At 61.0% G+C, this 24,935-nt stretch carries 25 protein-coding genes; 4 read left to right on the top strand and 21 right to left on the bottom strand.

The annotated features are described in order from the left end of the window. Positions 1-20 precede the first annotated feature (20 nt). Complete coding sequence (locus L9B60_RS12810; RefSeq protein WP_283780613.1) at positions 21-2,390, top strand: penicillin acylase family protein; 2,370 nt, start codon at positions 21-23, stop codon at positions 2,388-2,390. A gap of 53 nt (positions 2,391-2,443) precedes the next feature. On the opposite strand, the gene L9B60_RS12805 is transcribed toward L9B60_RS12810, so the two are convergent. From L9B60_RS12805 to L9B60_RS12775, 7 genes are all read right to left on the bottom strand, one after another. After that, complete coding sequence (locus tag L9B60_RS12805) at positions 2,444-3,334, bottom strand: ABC transporter permease subunit (RefSeq protein ID WP_249679156.1); 891 nt, start codon at positions 3,332-3,334, stop codon at positions 2,444-2,446. After that, positions 3,331-4,257: an ABC transporter permease subunit gene (locus L9B60_RS12800; protein WP_249679154.1), complete on the bottom strand. Its 927-nt coding sequence runs from the start codon at positions 4,255-4,257 to the stop codon at positions 3,331-3,333. The genes L9B60_RS12805 and L9B60_RS12800 overlap by 4 nt, the downstream gene beginning before the upstream one ends. Further along, the gene (gene potA, locus L9B60_RS12795; protein WP_249679153.1) at positions 4,254-5,396 is read right to left on the bottom strand and encodes a polyamine ABC transporter ATP-binding protein; all 1,143 of its coding nucleotides are present in this window, start codon (positions 5,394-5,396) and stop codon (positions 4,254-4,256) included. The genes L9B60_RS12800 and potA overlap by 4 nt, the downstream gene beginning before the upstream one ends. A gap of 57 nt (positions 5,397-5,453) precedes the next feature. Continuing rightward, on the bottom strand, positions 5,454-6,548 hold the full coding sequence (locus tag L9B60_RS12790; protein WP_283780612.1) for a polyamine ABC transporter substrate-binding protein: 1,095 nt from the start codon (positions 6,546-6,548) through the stop codon (positions 5,454-5,456). Between the two features lie 162 nt (positions 6,549-6,710). Next, complete coding sequence (locus tag L9B60_RS12785; RefSeq protein WP_249679152.1) at positions 6,711-7,808, bottom strand: polyamine ABC transporter substrate-binding protein; 1,098 nt, start codon at positions 7,806-7,808, stop codon at positions 6,711-6,713. A 156-nt stretch (positions 7,809-7,964) separates the two neighbouring features. Beyond that, positions 7,965-9,329 carry an aspartate aminotransferase family protein gene (locus L9B60_RS12780; RefSeq protein WP_249679151.1) on the bottom strand — a complete coding sequence of 455 codons (1,365 nt, stop codon included), beginning with the start codon at positions 9,327-9,329 and terminating at the stop codon, positions 7,965-7,967. Positions 9,330-9,371: 42 nt separating this feature from the next. Beyond that, positions 9,372-10,730 carry a glutamine synthetase family protein gene (locus L9B60_RS12775; protein WP_249679149.1) on the bottom strand — a complete coding sequence of 453 codons (1,359 nt, stop codon included), beginning with the start codon at positions 10,728-10,730 and terminating at the stop codon, positions 9,372-9,374. Between the two features lie 663 nt (positions 10,731-11,393). Here L9B60_RS12775 and L9B60_RS12770 point away from each other — a divergent pair. The 3 genes from L9B60_RS12770 to L9B60_RS12760 all read left to right on the top strand — a co-directional run bounded on the left by L9B60_RS12770 (position 11,394) and on the right by L9B60_RS12760 (position 14,172). Further along, positions 11,394-12,770 (top strand): glutamine synthetase family protein, encoded by a 1,377-nt coding sequence (locus L9B60_RS12770; RefSeq protein WP_249679147.1) that lies wholly within the window; start codon positions 11,394-11,396, stop codon positions 12,768-12,770. Between the two features lie 172 nt (positions 12,771-12,942). Then, the gene (locus L9B60_RS12765; protein WP_249679146.1) at positions 12,943-13,434 is read left to right on the top strand and encodes a hypothetical protein; all 492 of its coding nucleotides are present in this window, start codon (positions 12,943-12,945) and stop codon (positions 13,432-13,434) included. Positions 13,435-13,545: 111 nt separating this feature from the next. Further along, positions 13,546-14,172 (top strand): TetR/AcrR family transcriptional regulator, encoded by a 627-nt coding sequence (locus L9B60_RS12760; protein WP_249679144.1) that lies wholly within the window; start codon positions 13,546-13,548, stop codon positions 14,170-14,172. 55 nt (positions 14,173-14,227) lie between these two features. Here the strand turns inward: L9B60_RS12760 and L9B60_RS12755 are convergent, their stop codons facing one another. From L9B60_RS12755 to L9B60_RS12690, 14 genes are all read right to left on the bottom strand, one after another. After that, the gene (locus L9B60_RS12755; RefSeq protein WP_249679143.1) at positions 14,228-15,382 is read right to left on the bottom strand and encodes a glutathionylspermidine synthase family protein; all 1,155 of its coding nucleotides are present in this window, start codon (positions 15,380-15,382) and stop codon (positions 14,228-14,230) included. 4 nt (positions 15,383-15,386) lie between these two features. Next, positions 15,387-16,100: a DUF1190 domain-containing protein gene (locus tag L9B60_RS12750; RefSeq protein WP_249679141.1), complete on the bottom strand. Its 714-nt coding sequence runs from the start codon at positions 16,098-16,100 to the stop codon at positions 15,387-15,389. A gap of 19 nt (positions 16,101-16,119) precedes the next feature. After that, complete coding sequence (locus L9B60_RS12745) at positions 16,120-16,548, bottom strand: DUF350 domain-containing protein (RefSeq protein WP_249679138.1); 429 nt, start codon at positions 16,546-16,548, stop codon at positions 16,120-16,122. Between the two features lie 15 nt (positions 16,549-16,563). Next, complete coding sequence (locus L9B60_RS12740; RefSeq protein WP_249679731.1) at positions 16,564-17,214, bottom strand: DUF2491 family protein; 651 nt, start codon at positions 17,212-17,214, stop codon at positions 16,564-16,566. A gap of 3 nt (positions 17,215-17,217) precedes the next feature. Beyond that, positions 17,218-17,763 carry a rhomboid family intramembrane serine protease gene (locus L9B60_RS12735; RefSeq protein WP_249679137.1) on the bottom strand — a complete coding sequence of 182 codons (546 nt, stop codon included), beginning with the start codon at positions 17,761-17,763 and terminating at the stop codon, positions 17,218-17,220. A gap of 96 nt (positions 17,764-17,859) precedes the next feature. After that, entirely contained in the window at positions 17,860-18,561 is a 702-nt protein-coding gene (locus tag L9B60_RS12730) for a PspA/IM30 family protein (protein ID WP_249679136.1), read from the bottom strand. Between the two features lie 18 nt (positions 18,562-18,579). Then, the gene (locus tag L9B60_RS12725) at positions 18,580-19,236 is read right to left on the bottom strand and encodes a YjfI family protein (RefSeq protein ID WP_249679135.1); all 657 of its coding nucleotides are present in this window, start codon (positions 19,234-19,236) and stop codon (positions 18,580-18,582) included. A 150-nt stretch (positions 19,237-19,386) separates the two neighbouring features. After that, positions 19,387-19,602: a TOBE domain-containing protein gene (locus tag L9B60_RS12720; RefSeq protein WP_249679134.1), complete on the bottom strand. Its 216-nt coding sequence runs from the start codon at positions 19,600-19,602 to the stop codon at positions 19,387-19,389. 29 nt (positions 19,603-19,631) lie between these two features. Next, positions 19,632-20,444, bottom strand: a complete 813-nt coding sequence (ssuB, locus tag L9B60_RS12715) for an aliphatic sulfonates ABC transporter ATP-binding protein (RefSeq protein WP_249679132.1) — start codon at positions 20,442-20,444, stop codon at positions 19,632-19,634. Then, entirely contained in the window at positions 20,441-21,235 is a 795-nt protein-coding gene (ssuC, locus tag L9B60_RS12710; RefSeq protein WP_249679130.1) for an aliphatic sulfonate ABC transporter permease SsuC, read from the bottom strand. Before ssuC ends, ssuB begins: the two co-directional genes overlap by 4 nt. A gap of 11 nt (positions 21,236-21,246) precedes the next feature. Further along, positions 21,247-22,395: an FMNH2-dependent alkanesulfonate monooxygenase gene (ssuD, locus tag L9B60_RS12705; protein WP_249679128.1), complete on the bottom strand. Its 1,149-nt coding sequence runs from the start codon at positions 22,393-22,395 to the stop codon at positions 21,247-21,249. Positions 22,396-22,452: 57 nt separating this feature from the next. Then, on the bottom strand, positions 22,453-23,418 hold the full coding sequence (locus tag L9B60_RS12700) for a sulfonate ABC transporter substrate-binding protein (protein WP_249679127.1): 966 nt from the start codon (positions 23,416-23,418) through the stop codon (positions 22,453-22,455). A gap of 84 nt (positions 23,419-23,502) precedes the next feature. Then, positions 23,503-24,096, bottom strand: coding sequence for an NADPH-dependent FMN reductase (gene ssuE / locus L9B60_RS12695; RefSeq protein WP_249679124.1), 594 nt, complete (start codon positions 24,094-24,096; stop codon positions 23,503-23,505). A gap of 181 nt (positions 24,097-24,277) precedes the next feature. Continuing rightward, positions 24,278-24,919, bottom strand: coding sequence for a peroxiredoxin (locus L9B60_RS12690; protein ID WP_249679119.1), 642 nt, complete (start codon positions 24,917-24,919; stop codon positions 24,278-24,280). Between the last annotated feature and the right edge of the window lie 16 nt (positions 24,920-24,935).

Here is a 24,935-nt window from a genome sequence, read left to right as displayed (position 1 = left end):
AACAAGAACAAGGAGTCTCGATGAAACGCCCCCTTACCGCCCTTGCCGTGATCATCGCCGCGGTCGCCGCCGGCGGCGCCTGGTACGTGCACAGCAAACAGCCGCAACGCAGCGGCGAAGTGACCCTGCAGCATTTGCAGCAACCGGTCAGCATCCGCTACGACGCCCGTGGCGTGCCGCATATCAAGGCGCAAAACCAAACCGACATGTACCGCGCCCTGGGCTATGCGCAGGCCCAGGACCGGCTGTTCCAGATGGAGCTGATGCGCCGCCTGGCCAACGGCGAGTTGGCCGAAGTGCTGGGCGCCAAGCTGGTGGACACCGACAAGCTGTTCCGCAGCCTGCGCATCCGTGACCAGGCGAAAGTGCTGGTGGCCCGGCAAGACCCGCAGTCACCTGCCTGGCAGGCCCTGCAAGCGTACCTGGACGGCATCAACCAGTTTCAGGATTCCCACCCTGCCCCCATGGAGTTCGACGTGCTGGGCATTGCCAAGCGGCCGTTCACCGCCGAGGACACCTTCAGCGTGGCCGGGTACATGGCCTACAGCTTTGCCGCAGCGTTTCGCTCCGAGCCAACGCTGACGTTCATACGCGACAAGCTGGGCGCCGACTATCTGAAAATCTTCGACCTGGACTGGCACCCGCAGGGCGTGTTGCCCCTGGCCGATGCCGACTGGAAGAGCCTGGGCGCGGTGGCCAAGGTCAGCCAGCAAGCGCTGGAGGAAGCCGGGCTGCCGCAGTTCGAGGGCAGCAATGCCTGGGTGGTGTCGGGTAGCCGCACCCGCAGCGGCAAGCCATTGCTGGCCGGTGACCCGCATATCCGCTATTCGGTGCCAGCCGTGTGGTACGAGGCCGAACTGTCGGCGCCGGGTTTCGAGCTGTATGGCTTTCATCAGGCGCTCAACCCGTTCGCCTCGCTGGGCCACAACATGGATTTCGGCTGGAGCCTGACCATGTTCCAGAACGACGACGTGGACTTGATTGCCGAGAAGGTCAACCCGGCCAACCCCGACCAGGTCTGGTACCACGGCCAGTGGGTAGACCTACTCAAGACCGAGCAAACCATCGCGGTGAAAAAGGCCGAGCCGGTCAAGCTCACCCTGCGCCAGTCGCCCCATGGCCCGATCATCAACGATGCCTTGGGCAAAGTCGCCCCGGCCACCCCCATCGCCATGTGGTGGTCGTTCCTGGCCTCCGAGAACCCGATCCTGCAGGGCTTCTACGAGGTAAACCGCGCCGACACCCTGGCGAAGATGCGCAGCGCCGCCGAGAAAATCCAGTCACCGGGCCTCAACCTGGTCTGGGCCAATGCCGCCGGGGACATCGGCTGGTGGGCAGCAGCCCAACTGCCAGTGCGCCCACAAGGGGTGAACCCTGCCTTCATTCTCGACGGCAGTACGCCTGATGCCGACAAGAACGGCTTCTACCCCTTCAGCGCCAACCCCCAGGAAGAGAACCCGGCACGCGGCTTTATCGTCTCGGCCAACTTCCAGCCACAGTCGCCTACCGGCATGGCCATCCCCGGTTATTACAACCTGGCCGACCGCGGCCAGCAGTTGTTCAAGCAACTGAACGACCCGGGCGTCAAGTGGGACACCCAGAACAGCCAGGCGCTGCAACTGGGCACCACCACCGGCTACGGCCAGCGCACCCTGGCACCGCTGATCCCGGTATTGCGCGAAGTGGTCAGTGACCCGGCCGAAAAAGCCCTGGTCGAGCAATTGGCGCAATGGCAAGGTGACTACCCGCTGGGCTCGCGCAACGCGACGATCTTCAGCGAGTTCCTCTACGACCTGACCTACGCGGCCATGCATGACGAATTGGGCGACGACTTGTTCGACGCCCTGCTCTCGACCCGCGCCCTGGACGCAGCCCTGCCGCGCCTGGCCGCCGACGCCAACTCACCCTGGTGGGACGACCACGTCACCCAAACCCACGAAAGCCGCGCCGACACCGTGAAACTGGCGTGGCGAACCAGCATCGATCACCTCAAGGCCGTGCTGGGCAACGACCCGGCCAACTGGCAATGGGGCAAGGCGCACACCCTGACCCACGGCCACCCGCTGGGCATGCAAAAGCCGCTGGACAAGATCTTCAACGTTGGCCCCTTCGCCGCGCCCGGTGGCCATGAGGTGCCGAACAACATCTCCGCACGCCTGGGGCCTGCGCCTTGGCCAGCCAGCTATGGGCCGTCGACCCGACGGTTGGTGGATTTTGCCGACGTGGCGCATGCGCTGACAATCAACCCGGTAGGGCAAAGCGGCGTACCGTTTGATCGGCATTTTGATGATCAGGCCAAGGCCTATGTGGCGGGGGAGTACCAGCGGGCGTTGATTGGCGAGGGGGTGGAGGCGGTCAGCACGTTGGTATTGACGCCCGTATCGCGCTGACGCGTCCGCGGATAAATCCGCTCCTGCAGGAGCGGGTTTATCCGCGAAAAGGCTTACACCGAAACCGGCGCCGGAGCGCGACGCGCGTCCGGTTGCTTCCACGAGTCGGCAGCACTTTCCTCGATCGCCAGCTGGATCGCCTTGCGACGACGCTCTTCGGCACGGCGGCTGAAGAACCAGATCAGGAAGGTGAAGATCGACACGGTCAGCAGGATCAAACTCGCCACGGCGTTGATTTCCGGTTTCACGCCCAAGCGCACGGCGGAGAACACTTCCATCGGCAGCGTGGTGGAACCCGGCCCCGACACGAAGCTGGCCAACACCAGGTCATCCAGCGACAGGGCAAACGACATCATCGCACCCGCCGCCAGCGACGGCGCGATCATCGGGATGGTGATCAGGAAGAACACCTTCATCGGCCGTGCGCCCAGGTCCATGGCCGCCTCTTCGATGGACAGGTCCAGCTCGCGCAAGCGTGCCGACACCACTACCGCTACATAGGCTGCGCAGAACGTGGTGTGGGCAATCCAGATGGTGACGATGCCTCGTTCCTGGGGCCAGCCGATCATCTGCGCCATGGCCACGAACAGCAGCAACAGCGACAGACCGGTGATCACCTCGGGCATCACCAACGGCGCGGTGACCAGGCCACCAAACAGCGTGCGGCCCTTGAAGTGGGCCACCCGGGTCAGCACGAACGCGGCCAGGGTGCCAAGGATCACAGCGGCGATGGCCGTGTAGCAGGCGATTTCCAGCGAGCGGAACACCGAGCCAATCAACTGGGTGTTGTCCAGCAGGCCCACGTACCAGCGCACCGACCAGCCGCCCCACACCGTCACCAGCTTGGAGTCGTTGAACGAGTAGATCACCAGAATCAGCATGGGCAAGTAGATGAACAGCAAGCCCAGCACCAGCATTACGCTGGAGAAACCAAAACGCTTCATGCCTTGCCCTCCATCTCTTTGGCCTGGCTGCGGTTGAACAGCAGGATCGGCACGATCAGGATCGCCAGCATCACCACTGCAAGTGCAGAAGCCACCGGCCAGTCGCGGTTGTTGAAGAACTCTTGCCACAACACGCGGCCAATCATCAGGGTTTCCGGGCCACCCAGCAGCTCAGGAATCACGAACTCGCCCACCACCGGGATGAACACCAGCATGCAGCCGGCGATAATGCCGTTCTTGGACAGCGGCACGGTGATCTTCCAGAAACTGTTGAAGGTGCTCGAACCCAGGTCGGACGCAGCTTCCAGCAGGCTTTGGTCGTGCTTAACCAGGTTGGCGAACAGCGGCAGAATCATGAACGGCAGGTACGAATAGACCACGCCGATGTACACCGCGATGTTGGTGTTGAGGATGTGCAGCGGCTCGCTGATCACCCCGATCGACAGCAGAAACGAGTTCAGCAAGCCGTTCTCGCCGTTGCCCAGGATGCTCATCCAGGCGTATACGCGGATCAGGATCGCGGTCCAGGTTGGCATCATGATCAACAGCAGCAATACGGTCTGCACTTCCTTCTTGGCCCGGGCAATGGCGTAGGCCATCGGGTAACCGATGCCCAGGCACAGCAAGGTGCTGAAGAATGCCATCTTCAGCGAACCCAGGTAGGCCGAGATGTACAGCTCGTCGTCACCGAGCATCGCGTAGTTGCCCAGGTTCAGAAGCACCTGCAGTTTCTGGTCAACGAAGCTGGCGATCTCGGTATACGGCGGGATCGCCACGTCGGCTTCGGCGAAGCTGATCTTCAGCACGATGAAGAACGGCAGCAGGAAAAACAGGAACAGCCACAGGAACGGCACGCCGATCACTGCCTGGCGCCCCCCGGGGGTTATTCGGTTGATGGCTCGCTTGAGCTTGCGCATGTTCATGAGCGAAGTACCACGCCGCTGTCGTCTTCCCACCACACGTACACCTGGTCGTCCCAGGTAGGGCGTGCGCCACGGCGCTCGGCGTTGGCCACGAACGACTGCACCAGCTTGCCGCAGGGCAGTTCCACGTAGAACACCGAATGGCCGCCCAGGTAGGCGATGTCATGCACCTTGCCACGCGACCAGTTGTATTCGCCGCTCGGCTGCTCGGTGGTCACCAGCAGTTTTTCCGGGCGGATGGCGTAAGTCACCGACTTGTCTTCCACCGACGTGCTGACCCCATGGCCCACGTAGATGTTGCGCTCCAACTCCGGGCTCTCGATCAGCGCGTGGCCTTCGGCGTCATCCACCACGCGGCCATCGAACAGGTTGACGTTGCCGATGAATTCGCAGACCAGGCGGCTGGTCGGGGTTTCGTAGATGTCGATCGGGCTGCCGATCTGGGCGATCCAGCCCAGGTGCATGATCGCGATGCGCTGGGCCATGGTCATGGCCTCTTCCTGGTCGTGAGTCACCATCACGCAGGTAACCCCCACGCGCTCGATGATTTCCACCAGCTCAAGCTGCATCTGCGAGCGCAGCTTCTTGTCCAGGGCACCCATTGGTTCGTCGAGCAGCAACAGTTTCGGCCGCTTGGCCAGCGAACGGGCCAACGCCACGCGCTGGCGCTGGCCACCAGACAACTGGTGCGGCTTGCGCTTGGCGTATTGGCTCATCTGTACCAGCTTGAGCATTTCGGCCACGCGCGCGTCCACTTCCGCTTTCGGTATCTTGTCCTGCTGCAGGCCGAAGGCGATGTTCTGCGCAACGGTCATGTGCGGGAACAGCGCGTAACTCTGGAACATCATGTTGATCGGCCGCTCGTAGGGCGGCATGTCGGTGATGTCCACGCCATCGAGGAAGATGCGCCCTTCGGTCGGCCGCTCGAAACCGGCCAGCATGCGCAGCAAGGTGGATTTACCCGAGCCGGAGCCGCCGAGCAGGGCAAAGATCTCGCCCTTGTTGATTTGCAGGGACACGTCGTCCACGGCAATCGTCTCGTCGAACTTCTTCGTGACCCGGTCGATTTTGACCAGCACCTGTTTAGGTTGCTGGTCGCCCTCGAGGGCTTTCTTATAGGCACCGGAGGCAACTGCCATTAACGAAACTCCCCACTGAAATGTTTAGCTCGCCCCGTATGGGCAAGCCGTGGATATTTATTTGCCCGACTTGATTTTCGTCCAGCTACGGGTCATCAAACGTTGCACCTTGGGTGGCAACTCGGCATTCACGTATAGCTTGTCCAGCACCGCCTGCGGCGGGTACACCGCTTCGTCGGTGCGTACTTTCTGGTCCATCAGGGCGCCAGCCTTTGGGTTGGGGTTGGCATAGCCGACTGAATCACTGACCTGCGCAATCACTTCAGGTTTCAGCAAATAGTTGATGAAGGCGTGCGCTTGCTTGACGTTCGGTGCATCCGAGGGGATCGCCAGCATGTCGAACCACAGGTTGCCGCCCTCCTTGGGGATGGCGTAAGCCACCTCCACGCCCTTGCCGGCCTCTTCAGCGCGCGAGCGCGCCTGGAACACATCGCCGGAGAAGCCCGCGGCCACGCAGATGTCGCCGTTGGCAAGGTCGGTGATGTATTTGGATGAGTGGAAATAGGTGATGTAAGGGCGAACCTTGAGCAACTTGGCCTCGGCCTTCTTGTAATCCTCGGGGTTCTGGCTGTTGGGGCTCAGGCCCATGTAGTTCAGCACCGCTGGCAACATCTCATCGGGCGAGTCGAGAAAGGCGACACCGCACTTGCTGAGCTTTTTCATGTTCTCGGGTTCGAACAGCACGGCCCAGGAATCGATCGTGTCGACACCCAGCGCTGCCTTGACCTTCTCTGGGTTGTAGCCGATGCCGTTGGTACCCCACAGGTACGGCACGGCGTACTGGTTGCCCGGGTCATTCTTTTCCAGGCGCTTGAGCAGGGCCGGGTCCAGGTTGACGAAGTTGGGCAACTGCGAACGATCGAGCTTCTGGAAGGCCCCGGCCTTGATCTGCTTGCCCAGGAAGTGGTTGGACGGCACCACCACGTCATAGCCGGTGTGGCCGGCCAGCAACTTGCCTTCCAGGGTTTCGTTGGAGTCGAACACGTCATACACCGGCTTGATGCCGGTGGCTTTTTCGAAATCATTCAGCGTGGTCGCGCCGATGTAGTCAGACCAATTATAAATATGCACGGTGGGTGCTGCCTGGACGCTCAGCGCCAGTGTCAGACTTGCACCCGCCAGCATGGCCTTGCGAAAAAAAGAATGTGACAAGTGGGAGGTCCTCTCGTAGTGCCCGTGTCGGACGGCCCGGTTGGCTACCGGATGACTAAACCGGCGCGCAACTTACCTTCGATACACTCATCCGGCAAAAAGAATTTCAAAATCAGCGGGTTGGAGGGCTGTTCGAACAGCCCTCCAAACCTTAACCAGGCGTTATTTGCCCGATTTGATGGTGGTCCAGCTGCGGGTCAGGATGCGCTGGGTCGCGGCCGGCAAGTCGGCGATCGCGTACAGCTTGGCCAGCACGTCTTTGGGCGGGTACACGCCTGGGTCGCTGGTGATGTCCTTGTTCACGAGCGGCGTCGAAGCTTCGTTGCCGTTCGGGAAGCCCACGGCGTCGGTGATGTCGGCCATCACTTTTGGCTGCAGCAGGAAGTTCATGAACTTGTAGGCGCCTTCGACGTTTTCGGCATCTTTAGGGATGGCGACCATGTCGTAGAAGCTGCCAGCACCTTCTTTCGGAATGCTGTAGCTGACGTGCACCTTGTCACCGGCTTCCTTGGCGCGGGCAGCGGCTTGGTGGATGTCACCCGAGTAACCCACGGCCACACAGATGTTGCCGTTGGCAAGGTCCGAGATGTACTTGGAGGAGTGGAAGTAGGCGATCGAAGGACGCACTTTCAGGAACAACGCCTGGGCTTCGGCCAATTGCTTCTTGTCTTGCGAATCGGTGGGGTAGCCCAGGTAATGCAGCGCGGCCGGGATCATCTCGGTTGGCGAGTCGAGGAAGCTGATGCCACAGCCTTTCAGCTTGGCAGCGTTTTCCGGCTTGAATACCAGGTCCCACGAGTTGACCGGTGCATCGGCGCCCAGGGCGGCCTTGACCTTCTCTGGGTTGTAGCCGATACCGATGGTGCCCCACATGTAGGGGAAAGCGTGCGCATTGTTCGGGTCGCTGATCGACACAGCCTTGAGCAGGTCTTTGTTCAGGTTGCCGTAGTTGCTCAGCTTGGACTTGTCCAGCTCCAGGTAAACGCCGGCCTTGATCTGCTTGGCCAGGAAGTTGTTGGACGGCACCACGATGTCATAGCCCGACTTGCCGGCGAGCAATTTGGCTTCCAGGGTTTCGTTGCTGTCAAAGACGTCATAGACGACCTTGATCCCCGATTCCTTCTCGAAATCCTTGATAGTGTCTGGCGCGATGTAATCGGACCAGTTGTAGACGTGCAGCACTTTGTCGTCTGCGTGAACAACACCGGCCATCACACCCATCAGGGACATGGCGAGGAGGGTCTTGCCAAATAGCTTCATGCGTAATGCTCCAATTTTTTTTTGATTCCATCGTTCAGTAGCTGGCACATCGCTTGTAACCACACGAACCGCCCCTAGTCTGGCAAGGTCCAAGGTGCTCTTTCAATTAAAAGAACACCCGGCTGTGCATCCCCCTGCGACCACGAAGCCTAGCACTTAGCTGTTCAAAGCCTGCAACGTCAGGTCCAGGCATTTGCGCGCCTTGGTGATCAGCTCATCGATCTCCTCATGAGTGATCACCAGCGACGGTGCGATGATCATAGTGTCGCCCACGGCACGCATGATCAGGCCATTGTCGAAGCAGAACTGCCGGCAAATCATGCCAACGCCCCGCCCTTCGTAACGCGTACGCGTGGCCTTGTCTTTCACCAGTTCAATGGCGCCCAACAGCCCCAGGCCGCGAACTTCACCCACCAACGGATGATCGTTCAGCTCACGCAGACGTTTCTGCAAATACGGTGCCGTTTCTGCTTTCACTCGCTCGATAATTTTTTCGTCGCGCAGGATACGGATGTTTTCCAGGCCCACCGCAGCCGCCACCGGATGGCCGGAATAGGTGAAGCCGTGGTTGAAATCGCCGCCCTCGTTAAGCACCTTGACCACTTCGTCACGTACGATCACGCCGCCCATGGGGATGTAACCGGAGGTCAGGCCCTTGGCGATGGTCATCAGGTCGGGCTTGAGGTCGTAATAATCGCTGCCGAACCATTCGCCGGTGCGGCCGAAGCCACAAATCACTTCGTCGGCGACGAACAGAATGTCGTACTTGGCCAGGATTTCCTTGACCTTCGGCCAGTAGCTATCGGGCGGGATAATCACGCCGCCCGCGCCCTGGATCGGCTCGGCAATGAAAGCGGCAACGTTGTCCTCGCCCACTTCCAGAATCTTTTTCTCCAACTGTTCGGCCGCCCACACGCCGAAGTCGTCCGGGCTCATCTCGCCGCCTTCACCGAACCAGTACGGTTGCGGGATGTGGACGATGCCAGGGATCGGCAGGTCGCCCTGCTCGTGCATGCCCACCATGCCGCCCAGGCTGGCGCCGGCCACGGTGGAGCCGTGGTAACCGTTGATACGGCTGATGATGACTTTCTTTTGCGGCTGGCCCTTTACCGCCCAGTAGTGGCGGACCATGCGCAGCACCGTGTCGTTGCCTTCGGAGCCGGAGCCGGTGAAGAACACGTGGCTCATGCCGGCCGGCGCCAAGGTGGTGATTTCCTTGGCCAGTTCCAGCGCCGGCGGGTGGGCGGTCTGGAAAAACAGGTTGTAGTACGGCAGCTCGCGCATCTGCTTGGCGGCCACGTCAGCCAATTCATCGCGACCATAGCCCACGGCCACGCACCAGAGCCCGGCCATGCCGTCGAGGATCTTGTTGCCTTCGCTGTCCCACAGGTGCACGCCCTTGGCCTTGGTGATGATGCGCGGGCCGTTTTGCTTGAGCTGCTTGTAGTCGCTGAACGGCGCCAGGTGGTGCTCGTTGCTCAGGGCTTGCCACTGCAGGGTTTGCGAATTCTTGACGCTCATGACGCTCTCCTATCCAGGGGGCTGGCTGCAGCCCCTCGTTAATCAGACCGCGAACAGCAGGAACTCCCGTTCCCAGGAGCTGATGACGCGTTTGAAGTTCTCGTGCTCGGCGCGTTTGACCGCGACGTAGCCGATGATGAATTTCTTGCCCAGGTACTTCTCGACTGTCTTGCAGTTTTCCATGCGCTCCAAGGCATCTTCGATGGTCAGCGGCAGGCGCAGGTTGCGCCGCTCATAGCCACGGCCTTGCACGGGGGCGCTGGGGTTGATGCCCTCGACCATGCCGATGTAGCCGCACAACAGGCTCGCGGCAATGGCCAGGTAAGGGTTGGCGTCGGCGCCGGGCAGGCGGTTTTCGACGCGGCGGTTCTGCGGCCCGGCGTCCGGTACGCGCAGGCCTACGGTACGGTTCTCTTCGCCCCACTCCACGTTCACCGGCGCCGAGGTATCAGGCAGGAAGCGGCGGAACGAGTTGACGTTGGGTGCGAACAGGGGCAGCAGCTCGGGGATGAACTTCTGCAAGCCGCCGACATGGTTGAGGAACAGCTGGCTCATGCTGCCGTCTTCATTGGAGAAGATGTTCTTGCCGGTCTCGATATCGATGATGCTCTGGTGCAGGTGCATCGCGCTGCCAGGCTCGCCGGTCATGGGCTTGGCCATGAAGGTGGCGGCCACGTTGTGCTTGAGTGCGGCCTCGCGCATGGTGCGCTTGAACACCAGGATCTGGTCGGCCAGGTGCAGCGCGTTGCCGTGACGGAAATTGATCTCCATCTGCGCCGTGCCGTCTTCGTGGATCAGCGTGTCCAGGTCCAGGTGCTGCAATTCGCACCAGTCATAGACATCCTCGAACAGCGGGTCGAATTCGTTGGCCGCTTCGATAGAGAACGACTGCCGGCCGGTTTCCGGGCGCCCGGAGCGGCCAATCGGCGGCTGCAGGGGAAAATCGGGGTCTTCGCAGCGCTTGGTCAGGTAGAACTCCATCTCCGGCGCCACGATCGGCTGCCAGCCGCGGTCGGCATAGAGCTTGAGTACCTTCTTGAGCACGTTGCGCGGCGACAGCTCGATCGGGTTGCCCTGCTTGTCGTAGGTGTCGTGGATCACCTGGGCGGTTGGCTCGATGGCCCACGGCACCAGGAACACCGCGTGCTCGTCGGGGCGGCAAATCATGTCGATGTCGGCCGGGTCCAGCAGTTCGTAGTAGATATCGTCTTCTACATAGTCACCGGTAACTGTTTGCAACAAAACGCTTTCGGGCAAGCGCATGCCTTTCTCGGCGATGAACTTGTTGGTCGGTGAAATCTTGCCCCGCGTGATGCCGGTGAGGTCACCGATCATGCATTCCACTTCGGTGATCTTGTGCTCTTTCAACCAATCGGTAAGCCGGTCGAGGTTGGTGCTCATAAATACCTCAGGGGGTCTTCACGCCGCCCTTCAGGGGTCAGACGCGGGGGGTGGCTGGAGTTCCATGGTGACGATGATGCGCATAACCGAGCATAGGCGCACACGCCGGCACAGCCGCACGAATTGGCGATAAGGTGGTATGGTCATGTAGAAGGGCAAAAGCAGTGCTGGGCGCACCGAAGGGGCTATCGCTAAAGAGTTGGCCGCCCGACCCGTTAATTATATCGGTCGGACCAAGCCCATCCGACAAGGCTGGCAAGACCACTGGCATGCCTGGCGCGGCGGTGGCCACGACCCTGGCATACGTGTCGCCAATGATGTGTTCAGTCGGCAGACCGACGCGCGCGGCGCAGGCGGTCGAGCCGATTATCGGCAAGCGTGGCATGTCATCCCCCGGTATTATTGCTGTTTTGGGTTCCAATCGAGCTTAGCGTTGTTCATTTTATTACACAACACCTGCGTAAAAAATAGAACACGCCCCGCTCAAACCCGGTATTGCACAGGCTTCACACCGTACATAAATGCCCTAAAAAGCAGCAAAAATGCCTTTACGGCGCCTTTTCAGGGCAAAACCGGCCTCGCTTGACTTCAGCAATGCTTTCGGATTGACTGAAACAGCGAAAGCCCATTGATTGAAATTTTTAACAACAAAGGTGTTGCATCATGTCGGTACCCCCGCGTGCCGTTCAGCTTAATGAAGCGAACGCATTCCTTAAGGAACATCCTGAGGTTCTGTACGTCGACCTTCTGATTGCAGATATGAACGGTGTCGTTCGTGGCAAACGAATCGAACGCACCAGCCTCCATAAGGTTTACGAGAAAGGCATCAACCTGCCTGCCTCCCTTTTCGCCCTGGATATCAACGGCTCGACGGTGGAAAGCACCGGCCTTGGCCTGGACATCGGCGATGCCGACCGCATCTGCTATCCAATCCCCGACACCCTGTGCAACGAGCCTTGGCAGAAGCGCCCTACCGCGCAACTGTTGATGACCATGCACGAACTCGAAGGCGAGCCGTTCTTCGCCGACCCGCGTGAAGTACTGCGCCAGGTGGTGAGCAAGTTCGACGACCTGGGCCTGACCATTTGCGCGGCCTTCGAACTCGAGTTCTACCTGATCGACCAGGAGAACGTGAACGGCCGCCCGCAGCCGCCGCGCTCGCCTATCTCCGGCAAACGCCCGATGTCGACCCAGGTTTACCTGATCGACGACCTGGACGAATACGTCGACTGCCTGCAGGACATCCTGGAAGGCGCGAAGGAGCAAGGCATCCCGGCCGACGCCATCGTCAAGGAAAGTGCCCCGGCGCAGTTCGAAGTGAACCTGCACCACGTCGCCGACCCGATGAAGGCTTGCGATTACGCGCTGCTGCTCAAGCGCCTGATCAAAAACATCGCCTACGACCATGAGATGGACACCACCTTCATGGCCAAGCCTTACCCAGGCCAGGCGGGCAACGGGCTGCACGTGCACATCTCGATCCTGGACAAAGACGGCAAGAACATTTTCACCAGTGAGGATCCCGAGCAGAACGCCGCATTGCGTCACGCAATCGGCGGTGTGCTCGAGACCCTACCCGCGTCGATGGCGTTCTTGTGTCCCAACGTCAACTCGTACCGCCGTTTTGGCGCACAGTTCTACGTGCCGAACTCGCCGAGCTGGGGCCTGGACAACCGCACCGTGGCCCTGCGCGTGCCCACCGGCACCCCGGATGCCGTGCGCCTGGAACACCGCGTGGCTGGTGCCGACGCCAACCCGTACTTGCTGATGGCTTCGGTGTTGGCCGGCGTGCATCACGGCCTGACCAACAAGGTCGAGCCCGGCGCGCCCGTGGAAGGCAACTCCTACGAGCAAAACGAGCAAAGCCTGCCCAACAACCTGCGTGATGCCCTGCGCGAGTTGGACGACAGCGAAATCATGGCCAAGTACATCGATCCCAAGTACATCGATATCTTCGTGGCCTGCAAGGAGAGCGAGCTGGAGGAGTTCGAACACTCCATCTCCGACCTTGAGTACAACTGGTACCTGCATACCGTTTGACATTAAAAAAGCCGCCCTGTAAATGGGCGGCTTTTTTGTTGGCTTCAAAGTCCCGTCTTATAAAAAACCAGTAAAACTGGTATTTCTGACAGTAGAACGCCCCCATCGAGTGACTTAGTCTGGCAGCGTCCATTTCATATGGACTCTCAACTTGACCAAAGGACAACAACACATGGATACGTTCGCTGCGCCCCCTGCAAGCTCCGATTCAAACCAGCAACCGCTGGAATCATACGAACACACCTTGAAGGGTGTCAAACCACATCACTTTACCTGGCATAACCCGGCAGGCACCTATCTCGCCACACGCCACATCTGCCTACATGATGGTTTTGGCTGGTTTTTCTATAGTAATAACGGCGACTTTATTGAGAACAATCTAGAAGCCTTTCGATTTTTCATCCCCACCCAGCTACCCGATAAAATCGTCGACGGGCAATTTGAAGTATCGAGTGGCACCCTTAGTATTCACTACCAGCATTATGAAAAAGTTGGCGATCAGGACGGCATACGGGAATACCGCGCACTGGCAGGTCAGTGCAACGTTATGATCAATCCTGAGACGCGCATTATTCAAGGCAGTTGGAGTGCCAACTTTAACAGTTCAAGAATGCCTTGGGCCAACGGCCACTTTAAATTCGGCGTTCTTTCGCCTGACACTTAAAACGCTGCGCTGAGCACGCCGGCGCATTGCACGTAGAGATACGGTCGCAAGTTGTTCATAAATGGCCGGCCCCTCACGTACAATCCATCGGCCCGACCTACGGAGAACCCCATGACACGCGTCGCCACCCCCCGCAAACCTCGCGCCCGCAGCCAGGCAAGAATCGATTCGATCCTGGATGCCGCGCGGGTATTGCTAGCCAGCGAAGGGGTGGCGAGCCTGTCGATCTACAGCGTGGCCGAGCGCGCCGAAATCCCGCCCTCGTCGGTGTATCACTTTTTCGCCAGCGTGCCGGCCCTGCTCGAAGCCCTGACCGCTGACGTGCACGCCGCCTTTCGTGCCTGCCTGGAAGCACCCATTGACCACGAGGCGCTGCGCAGCTGGCACGACCTGTCGCGGCTGGTGGAACAGCGCATGCTGGTGATTTACGGCGAAGACGCCGCCGCGCGGCAGTTGATATTGGCGCAGCACGGCCTGAGCGAAGTGACCCAGGCCGACCGCCAGCACGACCTGGAGCTGGGCGCGTTGATGCAGCAGCTGTTTGACCGGCATTTCCAGTTGCCGGCCATGCCGAGTGATGTGGACGTGTTTGCCTTGGCGATGGAACTGGGCGACCGGGTGTATGCGCGCTCAGTACAACTGCATGACCAGATCACCCCGCGCATGGCAGAGGAAGGGATGCGGGTGTTTGATGCTTACCTGGGGCTTTACCTGCCGCCCTACCTGCCCAAACGTTAAACGGCCCGCGCACTCCTGTAGGAGCGGATTCATCCGCGAAGGGGGCGGCGGCGTTTCAGTCCAGGATCAGATGTGGAAGGAAACGGCTCGTATCCTTGGTGATCAAGCTATTGTCCTCGCGAATTCCGATGCCCGCCGCCTGATCGCCAATCACCCACGAGCCCACCAGCGTGTAGCTGTCGCCAAAGCGCGGCAGCGCGGCGAACTCCTGCAAAATAAACGGCGCGTCGTCATACGGCCCCTCCTCTCGCACCACTTGGTCGTCGGCCGTGCGCAGCTCAATGTTCGCCCCCTCGCGAGAGAAAAACGGCTTGCGCACCCAACCCTTCGGCACCGGCTTGCTCACATCGGTATCCAGGTGCGCGGCCAGCAGGTTCGGATGGCCTTTGTGCTGCTCCCACAGCAGCGGCAAAATACCCTTGTTCGACAGCACGGCTTTCCACGGCGGCTCGAAGAACTGCGTATCGGCCGCCGCCACGGCTTGGCCAAACTCCTCGTGGAAGATGAACTCCCAGGCGTGCAGCTTGAACAAGTGGGGGATCCAGCGGTTTTCCAGGTCGACGAAGCGGCCATCCAGCAGGCCGATGTCTTCCACGTCGATATGGCGCGACTCGATGCCGACCTTGCCGGCAATCAGGCGCAGGTAGTCGGTGGTCGCCTTGTCTTCCACCGAGCCCTTGATCGAGGCGAAGTAGAACGGTTTTTTGATCTGCAGCGCGGCCAATGCCTCGTGCAGGCGCGTGTCGATGCTGTTGAACTGGTCGGCACGCGCCGGGATCATGCCGCGTTCGATGCACTGCTCCAGCCAGCCCCACTGGAACGCCGCCGCCTCGTACAGGCTGGTGGGCGTGTCGTAGTTCAGCTCCAGCAGCTTGGCCGGGCCGCTGCCGCCGTAGGAGAAGTCCATGCGCCCATATAGGTGCGGGTGCCCTTCCAACCACGAGGTGCGGATCAGGTCGTAGTAGCCGGCTGGGATGCTTAGGCGATCAAGCAGCTCTTCACTGCGCACCACGCGGTCCACCAGGTCCATGCACATCTCATGGATCTCGGTGGTCGGGTCCTCCAGGTCGCGCTCGATTTGCGCGAGGCTGAACTGGTAGTAGGCGCTCTCATCCCAGTAAGGTTCGCCGTCGATGGTATGGAACAAAAACCCCAAGCCTTCGGCGGTCTGCTTCCAATCGGCACGTTCGGCAATCGCGATTTTTTTCACGCACTCACCCGCCGAAGCTGCCGCTGCTGCGCGACGAGCCGCCCCAGCCACTGCGCGCCGTGGCCTTGCTGCCAAAACCGCCGCGCGAGGTGCTGCCGGCCACCGAGACTGGCTTGTTCAGCGACGAGGTGTAGCTCGAGCCGCTGGTTTGCGCCTGCTGCGAACGCGAGAAGGTCGACCCCGAGTTCACCCGTTGGCCGAGCGTGGACGACGCATAGTCGCCGCGCGAATCGCGGTAGCGGTACACCGGCTCCGAGTAGTAGCGGCCACTGTTGTTGCTCAGCATATTGCCGATCAACAAACCGGTGAGGATGCCGTTGAAATTCATGCCACCCGAACCACCGCCGCTGCTGGCGGCCTGGGCCTTGGCCGCGTCGAGCTGGCTCTGGCTGACTTCGCCATCGGCCGCCAACTGGAAACCGCCCAGTTGCGGGATGAACTTGCCGTTGGAGTCCTGCTGGCAGTAGTTAGCGACAAAGTCTGCGTCGCAGTCGGCCTGATTGTCATAGACCGGCGCCAGGCGACGGTGCTCGGCCATGGCCGAGATGTAGGCGTCGGAACACACATCGACCGGAAACTTCTGGTCGACGCACTGCTGCACCGACTGGAAGTTGAACTGCTGCTTCACCGAGTAGCTTTTTTCCGGTGCACCGCAGCCGGCCACCGCCATGGCCACCGAGGCGGCCAGCGACAGTTGAACGTACTTGCTTCGTTTCATCCGTGGCTCCCCTAGGTGATCAGTTGGTGTTGGGCGTCATGCAAGCGGCGTTGAGCATGCCGATGCTGATGGCCACGGCTGCGACGTAAATACCGGTGGCGATTTCGCCGCGGGCGATACGGGCCGAAACACCCTTGAGCACCAGGCTGGTGACGAAAAAGCCGAGCAACTGCACAACGCCCGCGATCGCCGCCCAGATCACGAAGTCCAGCAGGCTCACCGAGTAAGTGATCACGTTGCTGGCCGGGATGGCGAAACCCACCACCGCGCCGCCAAGGGCAATGGCTGCCGCGATGTTGTTCTCGCGGATCAGCTCGAACTCCTTGTGCGGCGTCATGCGCGTGTAGATGAACTGGAACACGCCCAGGAAGATCGCCGCGCCCAGCAGGTAGATAACAAAGCCGAGCACGGCGGTGAGGTTCAGCGAAACAGAGAGCGCTTCGAGCATGGCATGTCCCTATGATCAGATGATGTGCAGGTCGGTGGAAACCAGCGAAATCCCCAGCGATGCGCTGAGGCTGACGGTGCCTTCCTGGTCTTCTTCAACCGAGAACAACAAGAATTCGCGGCGGTCGGTAAGCCCCGTATCCCGGGCGTAGAGCATGGCGCGATGCTGCACCAGGTAAGACTCGTTGGGGTTGACCACGCGCTCGCTGAGCTGCGCCAATTCGGTCTGCCCGGCCTCGGTGCCCCACTCGCGCACGAACTCCACGCCGTCCAGGTTATAGCGCGGCAGGCCGATGTCACTGTTGGGCCCGGCCAGGCGCTGCAACTCGGCATCGCTGGTGATGGTGGCGTAGCGCAGGTAGTTGAACAGGATGACGGACTCGACCTGGCCGTCCTGCTCGCCACTGGTGAGCACTTGCAGCCAGTAGTCTTCGTCATCGAAGTAGTAGCGGGTCAGCCATTGCGATTGCCCCAGGTCGACCGTGCCGACGCTGAACACCTGCTGGCTGCCGGGGATGATCACCCGGGAGTGATCGTCGAGCAGCAGCTTGAGCGAGCTGTCGAACGACACCGAACGCCCCGAAGCCAGGCCCAACGGGCCTTCCACCGGAGCTTGGGGCTTGGCGGCTGGTGCCTCCAGGCCCATGAACTGCTTGAACCAACCCATCATTTAAACTCCTTCTCGAGCCAATAGCATCCGTGCGGCAATGAACCCCGCCACCGCACCGGCGATGTGGGACTCGAACGAAACACCGTATCTTGGCAGGAAACCGTAGATCAACCCACCGTATAGCAACAAGGCCGCCAGCGCACACAACAGGTTCGCCCAGCTGTGCTGGTACCAGGCTCGCGCGAGCACGTACACCCACAGGCCGAACACCCAGCCGCTGGCGCCGACGTGGTAATAACCGCGGCCAAACAGCCACACCAGCAGGCCGCCGATCAAAATGATCAAGGCGCTGGCACTGGCAAACCGCTTGAACCCGTCACGGGCCACCAAGGCGCCCAGCACCACGAAAGGCACCAGGTTACCGATCAGGTGCAAAAACGAGCCGTGCACGAAAGGCGCGGCGACGATGCCGAGCAAACCGTGAAGTGTTCGCGGCTGCAGGCCGAAGCTGGTCAGGGAATAGCCGCTCATGAAGTTGAGCACCTGCACCACGCACATCACGCCGGCGAGCCAGAGCACGGCCTTGAAATCCTTTGCTGCGATCAATTCAGGGCCCCTTGTTGGCAGGTTCGCGGATAAATCCGCTCCTACACGGTGTTTGCCCGTAGGAGCGGATTTATCCGCGAAAAGAACGCCGCGATATTATTCAGCGGACTTCTTGCGCAACCGCTCCAGGATCGCGTTCGCGCTCCCTTCGTCCGGCACGATGCCCGCCTCCTTCAGCTTGCGCTCAAGGTCATTGCCATTCGATGTTTCGGCCAGTTGGTCCTGGGCCTCGAACTCTGCCGCGCGCTGCTCTTGCTTGGCCTGCAAACGGCTCAAGGTGCCGACCGCGGTTTCCAACTTGCCATTGGCCCCGCCGCTGGCGATGGACGCGCTGACCTGGGCCTTTTGCACGCTTTCGCGGGCCTTGGCCACGTCCACTTGCTGGCGCAGGCTTTTGATTCGCGCTTCGGCCTTGGAGATGTCCTTGCGCATTTTTTCGACGTAGCCGCCGAACTCGGTCACCTGCTTGGCTTCCAGCTCGCGCTCGTTGACCTGCACGGCGATCACTTGCGCGACCTCTGTGGCCAGATCGTTGCGCTCGGCTTTCATCGCCGCCACGGCCTTGGCTTCCAGGTCGTTGATGCGGGCGTCATATTGCGCCACGCGGTCGCTGGCCAACTTGTGCTTGGCCATGATGCTGACCAGTTCACGCTTGGCATTGGCCAGCGCGGTGTCGGCGTCACGGATTTCCTGGTCCAGGATACGCAGGGCCTGCTGGTCGACGATGGACTCGCCCACTTCAGTGGCGCCGCCGCGCAACGCCGTGAACAACTTGCTCCAGATAGATTGGGTACTCATGTCGTTACTCCTTGGCAATTAGTGAAAGAAGCTTTCGAAGGCTTCGGTGGCGCGTTGAACGTTGTCGACCAGGGTGTGCACTTCGGTCACCACGTTGGTCAGGCTGGAATTGGCGCTCAACGCACCGAACATGTTGTAGACGGTCTGGTCGTTGGGCATCACTTCGATACCGATCGAGGACAGCGGGAACAGCTCGCGGCTGCGCAGCACCGCATCGTTGAAGCTCGGCACATCCTTGATCGACTCGACGTCCACCAGAACGGTGTCGACGATGATCTGCTCGCCCACCACCGCGATGTAAATCGGCAGGCCGCCGTACTCGTTCATTTCCAGCTTGATGCTCTGCTCGGAGCCCTGGATCAGCGTCAGGCCGATTTCCTTGGACGCCACTTGCTCCAGCGCCTGCAAGGCGCCGAACAGACGCTCGATGGTCCATGTCTCGGTGGTGGTCATGTGTTCCTCCAGGTTGAAAGAGCCGGCCATAACAGGCTGGCGTAGCTGTTTTTCGACTAGCTTGAGCATCCCGCGGTTTTCCGGGAGCACCCAGGCTTCATGCTTTACATAACCGGCATCGGCCAGCCCGGAGCGCATTTTCTTCATATAAAAGCTTGAAGACTTTTTCTCCGCGGGCGGCTTTTTAACGCCGGGTTTGTCTACGCTTGCCTTGCCTGCCATAGGTTAGTTTCCGTCTCACATGTGATAACAATACACCTTCTACAGCAGCTCGCAATATCTCACGCGTGATAAAATTGTTACCAAAAATCATCGATAAAAAAAGCCCCGAAGGGCCAGGCCGTTCGGGGCTTTGCAAACACCAGGTCGCCGTTACAGCTTGGCGATCGATACCTCGGTGGATTTAACGAAGGCGATCACTTCGCTGCCAATCACCAGCTCCAGCTCTTTCACCGAGCGGGTGGTGATGACGGAAGTGACGACGCCGGAGGCGGTCTGCACGTCGATTTCCGACAGCACCGGCCCTTCGAGGATTTCCTTGACGGTGCCTTTGAACTGGTTGCGTACGTTGATGGCTTTGATGGTCATGAGTGCTTTCCTTTTTGCGGTAGGGATAGTCAGAGCGCCCAGCGCAGCTGCGTGGGCAGCGGTGCGCTCGGTTCGGGTTCGGGCGGGGTACCAGGCAATTCCAGCACACGGTTGAGCACCTGGGTTTCCAGTGCAGCCAGGCGATGTGAACCACGGGCCCGCGGGCGTGGCAGGTCGACCAGCAGGTCCAGGCCGACTTCGCCGTCTTCGATCAGGATCACCCGGTCGGCGATGGCCACGGCCTCGCTGACGTCATGGGTCACCAGCAGCACGGTGAAGCCGTGCGTTTGCCACAGGCGCTCGATCAGCTGTTGCATCTCGATGCGGGTCAGCGCGTCCAGGGCCCCCAACGGCTCATCGAGCAGCAACAGGCGTGGTTGGTGAATCAGTGCTCGGGCCAAGGCCACCCGCTGCTTCTGCCCACCGGACAAGGCCGCCGGCCATTCGTTGGCACGCTCGGCCAGGCCCACCGCTTCCAGTGCCTCCAGCGCTTGTGGGCGCCAGTTGCCTTTAAGGCCCAGGCCGACGTTATCGATGATCTTCTTCCAGGGCAGCAGGCGCGCCTCCTGGAACATCAGCCGGGTGTCGTCACGCGATTCGCTGAGCGGTGCGGAGCCGGCCAGCAGCGCACCGCGGGTGGGCTTGTCGAGCCCGGCCAGCAGGCGCAACAGGGTACTTTTGCCACAGCCGCTGCGGCCGACGATGGCGACGAACTGACCGGCTGGAATGTGCAAGTCGATGTCGCGCAGCACCTGGCGCTCGCCAAAGGCCTTTTGCACATTTTGCACGGCCAGCGGAATGCCGCGCAGCAGGCGTGGCGGTCGCTCGTTGAGCACGGTCATGCCGCACCTCCTTTGACAACTTGGTACGCCGGGTGCCAGCGCAACCAGACACGCTCAAGGCCGCGGGCGGCCAGGTCGGCAAGCTTGCCCAGCACCGCGTACAGAATGATCGCGACCACCACCACGTCGGTCTGCAAAAACTCCCGGGCGTTCATCGCCAGGTAGCCGATGCCGGAGCTGGCCGAGATGGTTTCGGCAACGATCAGCGTCAGCCACATCAAGCCCAATGCAAACCGCACGCCTACCAGGATCGATGGCAAGGCGCCCGGCAGGATCACCTGGCGGAATAGGCTGAAGCCGGACAAGCCATAGCTGCGCGCCATCTCGACCAGCGCCGGGTCGACGTTGCGGATACCGTGATAAGTGTTCAGATAGATCGGGAACAGCGTGCCCAAGGCCACCAGGAAAATCTTCGCCGACTCATCGATGCCAAACCACAGGATCACCAACGGGATCAGCGCCAAGTGCGGCACGTTGCGGATCATCTGCATGGAACTGTCCAGCAGGCGCTCGCCCCACTTCGACAAGCCGGTGACAAAACCGAGCACCAGGCCCAGGCCGCCGCCAATGGCGAAGCCCACCCCGGCGCGCCAGCCACTGATGGCCAGGTGGGTCCAGATATCGCCACTGCGCACCAGTGCCACGCCTGCCTCGACCACCGCGCTGGGTGCCGGCAGGATGCGCGTAGACAGCCAACCGGCACTCACCGACAACTGCCAGACCGCGATCAACAGCACCGGCAGCGCCCAGGGCGCCAGCCGATACAGAACATTAGTGCCTATACGACTCATGCGTGCGGCCCTCAGCCTTGCGCGGCGGCTTTGGGCAGGATGTCGTTGGCGACCATCTCACCAAACGGGCTGACGTAGCTGGCGCCTTGCGGCACTTCGGGGCGGTTCACGTCCAGGTGCGGGAACAGCAATTCAGCCACGCGATAGGACTCTTCCAGGTGCGGGTAGCCGGAGAAGATGAAGGTGTCGATGCCCAGTGCCGCGTACTCCTTGACCCGCGCCGCCACGGTTGGGCCATCGCCCACCAGCGCCGTGCCGGCACCGCCGCGTACCAGGCCAACCCCGGCCCACAGGTTGGGGCTCACTTCCAGGTTGTCCTTGCTGCCACCGTGCAGGGCGGCCATGCGCTGCTGGCCTACCGAGTCGAAGCGCGACAGCGACGCCTGGGCGCGCTGGATGGTCTCGTCATCCACATGGGAGATCAGCTTCTCGGCGGCCTGCCAGGCTTCGGCATTGGTTTCACGCACGATCACATGCAGGCGGATACCAAAGCGCACGGTGCGGCCCAATTTGGCGGCCTTGGCCCTTACTTCGGCGATTTTTTCCGCGACAGCCGACGGTGGCTCGCCCCAGGTCAGGTACATCTCGACTTGTTCGGCGGCCAGGTCCTGGGCAGCGTCCGAGGAGCCACCAAAGTACAGCGGCGGGCGCGGCTGCTGGATCGGCGGGTAGAGCAGCTTGGCGCCCTTCACGGTGATGTGCTGGCCGTCGTAGTCGACGGTTTCGCCTTCCAGCACGCGGCGCCAGATGCGAGTGAATTCGACAGAAGCCTGGTAGCGCTCTTCGTGGCTGAGGAACAGGCCGTCGCCGGACAGCTCGTCGGGATCACCACCGGTCACCAGGTTGAACAAGGCGCGGCCGCCGGACAAACGATCCAGGGTCGCGGCCTGGCGCGCGGCCACGGTTGGCGAGATGATCCCCGGGCGCAGGGCCACCAGGAACTTCAAGCGGGTGGTCACCGGGATCAGCGAGGCTGCCACCAGCCAGGAGTCTTCGCAGGACCGCCCGGTAGGGATGAGCACCCCGCCAAAGCCCAAGCGGTCAGCGGCTTGGGCGATCTGCTGCAGGTAGCCGTGGTCGACCGCGCGGGCCCCTTCGGAGGTGCCAAGGTAATGGCCGTCACCGTGGGTTGGGAGGAACCAGAAAATGTTGAGGCTCATGGAGTTGTCTCCTAAGGAAGGCTCAAGCCGGGGCGGCGCCCCGGCCTGTGGGGGTAATTAAGGTGCGGTGGCCACTTTGGCCGGCGGCGTCCAGATCACGTCTTTGATGCTCAGTTGCTTGGGGATCAACTTGAGCTGGTAGAAGCTGTCGGCGATTTTCTGCTGCGCCGCGACCACGTCTGGGCTCAGGAACTGCGCACCGAAGCCTTGGCGCTTGACGGTGGTCAGGGCGATATCAACCGGCAGGCCGAGCAGCGGCGACACTTCCTTGGCCACCTGATCGGGGTTGGCCTTGGACCATTCGCCCACGTTGCGGATCTCGTCCACCAACGTGCTGATCACTTCAGGGTGCTGTTGGGCGTAAGGCTTGGTTGCCAAGTAGAACTGGTTGTTGTCGACCAGGTTCTTGCCGTCACGCAGGGTGCGTGCCTGCAACTGTTGTTCGGCGGCGGCCTGGTACGGGTCCCAGATCACCCAGGCATCGACGCTGCCACGCTCGAACGCCGCGCGGGCGTCGGCAGGCGGCAGGAATACGGTCTGGATATCGGTGTATTTGAGGCCCGCGTCTTCCAGCGCACGCACCAGCAGGTAGTGCACGTTGGAGCCTTTGTTAAGCACGACCTTCTTGCCCTTGAGGTCTTGCACCGACTTGATCGGCGAATCCTTGGGCACCAGGATTGCCTCACTGGTCGGAGCCGGCGGCTCGTGGGCGACATATAACAAGTCGGCGCCGGCGGCCTGGGCGAAAACGGGCGGGGTTTCACCGGTCACGCCGAAATCGATGGAGCCGACGTTCAAGCCTTCGAGCAATTGCGGGCCGCCGGGGAACTCGGTCCACTGCACTTGCACGCCCTGCGCGGCCAGGCGCTTTTCCAGCGAGCCGCGGGCCTTGAGCAGCACCAAGGTGCCGTATTTCTGGTAACCGATGCGCAGGGTATCAGCCTGGGCCTGGGCAATAGCGACCAAGGAAAAAGCCGCGGCAAACAGGGCGACCAGACCTTGACGCAAAAAGACTGTGCGCATGGCGCGCTCCTTCTTGGCAAAAGTTTTTTGGCTGCACCTGCTTGCCCGTTGGCGGGCGAGTAAGGCCAGTAAAGCGATGTCGGTTCAGATGCTCCAGCGAGCGCTCAGCAACCGTTCATTCAGGATGCCAGGGTCCAGCGGCTTGGGCCGCCGGGCCATGTCATTGCGAAACTCTTCCAGGGCCCCGTACAGGCGCTGTTCCAGCGCGGGCGCCAACTGCGCCGCGGCACTGCCTTCGCCGTAGGCGATCTGGCTGTCGTCAGCAAAGATCCCCTGCAGCATTTCCTGGGCCTTGAGCGCGGCCAACACCGGCTTCAAGGCGTAATCCACCGCCAGCATGTGGGCGATGCTGCCACCGGTAGCGATCGGCAGAACCACCTTGTGGCTCAGCGCACGCTCGGGCAGCAAATCGAGCAAGGTTTTCAAGGCACCGGAAAACGACGCCTTGTAGATCGGCGTGGCCACCAGCAAACCGTCCGCCTTTTCTACCAATTCCAGGAAGTGGAGCACCTGCGGGCTGTCGAAGCGCGCATGCAGCAAGTCTTCGGCCGGGAAGTCCCGTACCTGAAACGTCACCACTTCTACGCCTTGACGCTGCAACCACTGCCCTGCCCGTTCAAGCAACACACCGGAGCGCGAGCGCAGGCTAGGACTGCCACCCAGGGATACCACGAGCATTTCGGCACTTCCTTCAAAGAGATGGGCAGACCTTAACAGCCTACTCATATATCCATAAATCATATTTATTCATTTGGTTATTCCTTGAATGAATATGAGCGAATGCGCAAAAAAAGGGGCCGTATGCGCGGCCCTAAACCCTGTCATGGCGATCTTCAATTTCGTTTTCAGGCGCGGGCAGTTATTCGCGGTTCGGTTGCGGGGTCAGTCGCAGGTAGGGCTTCACCGCACGGTATCCCTTGGGGAAGCGGCGCTTGATCTCTTCCTCATCCTTGAGCGACGGCACGATCACCACTTCGTCACCGTCCTGCCAGTTGGCCGGGGTCGCGACCTTGTGGCTGTCGGTCAACTGCAGCGAATCGATCACTCGCAAAATCTCGTGGAAGTTACGCCCAGTGCTGGCTGGGTAAGTGATGGTCAGGCGCACTTTCTTGTTCGGGTCGATCACGAACAGCGAGCGCACGGTCAGCGTGTCATTGGCATTGGGGTGGATCAGGTCGTACAGGTCGGACACCTTGCGATCGGCGTCGGCCAAAATCGGGAAATTCACCGTGGTGTCCTGGGTTTCGTTGATGTCCTCGATCCACTTGTGGTGCGAATCCACCGGGTCGACCGACAGCGCGATGGCCTTCACGCCACGCTTGGCGAATTCATCCTTGAGCTTGGCGGTAAAGCCCAGCTCGGTGGTGCACACCGGGGTGAAGTCGGCGGGGTGGGAGAACAGCACGCCCCAGCTATCGCCCAGCCACTGATGGAAACGGATCTTTCCAGCGCTGGAATCCTGTTCGAAATCGGGGGCGATATCGCCGAGTCTGAGGCTCATGTGCAGCTCCTTGGGC

Origin of the sequence: Pseudomonas abieticivorans (assembly GCF_023509015.1) — a bacterium.
Taxonomy (GTDB): Bacteria; Pseudomonadota; Gammaproteobacteria; order Pseudomonadales; family Pseudomonadaceae; genus Aquipseudomonas; species Aquipseudomonas abieticivorans.
The sequence above is the reverse complement of the archived record's forward strand: the minus strand, read 5'-3'. Positions and strand labels throughout refer to the sequence as shown.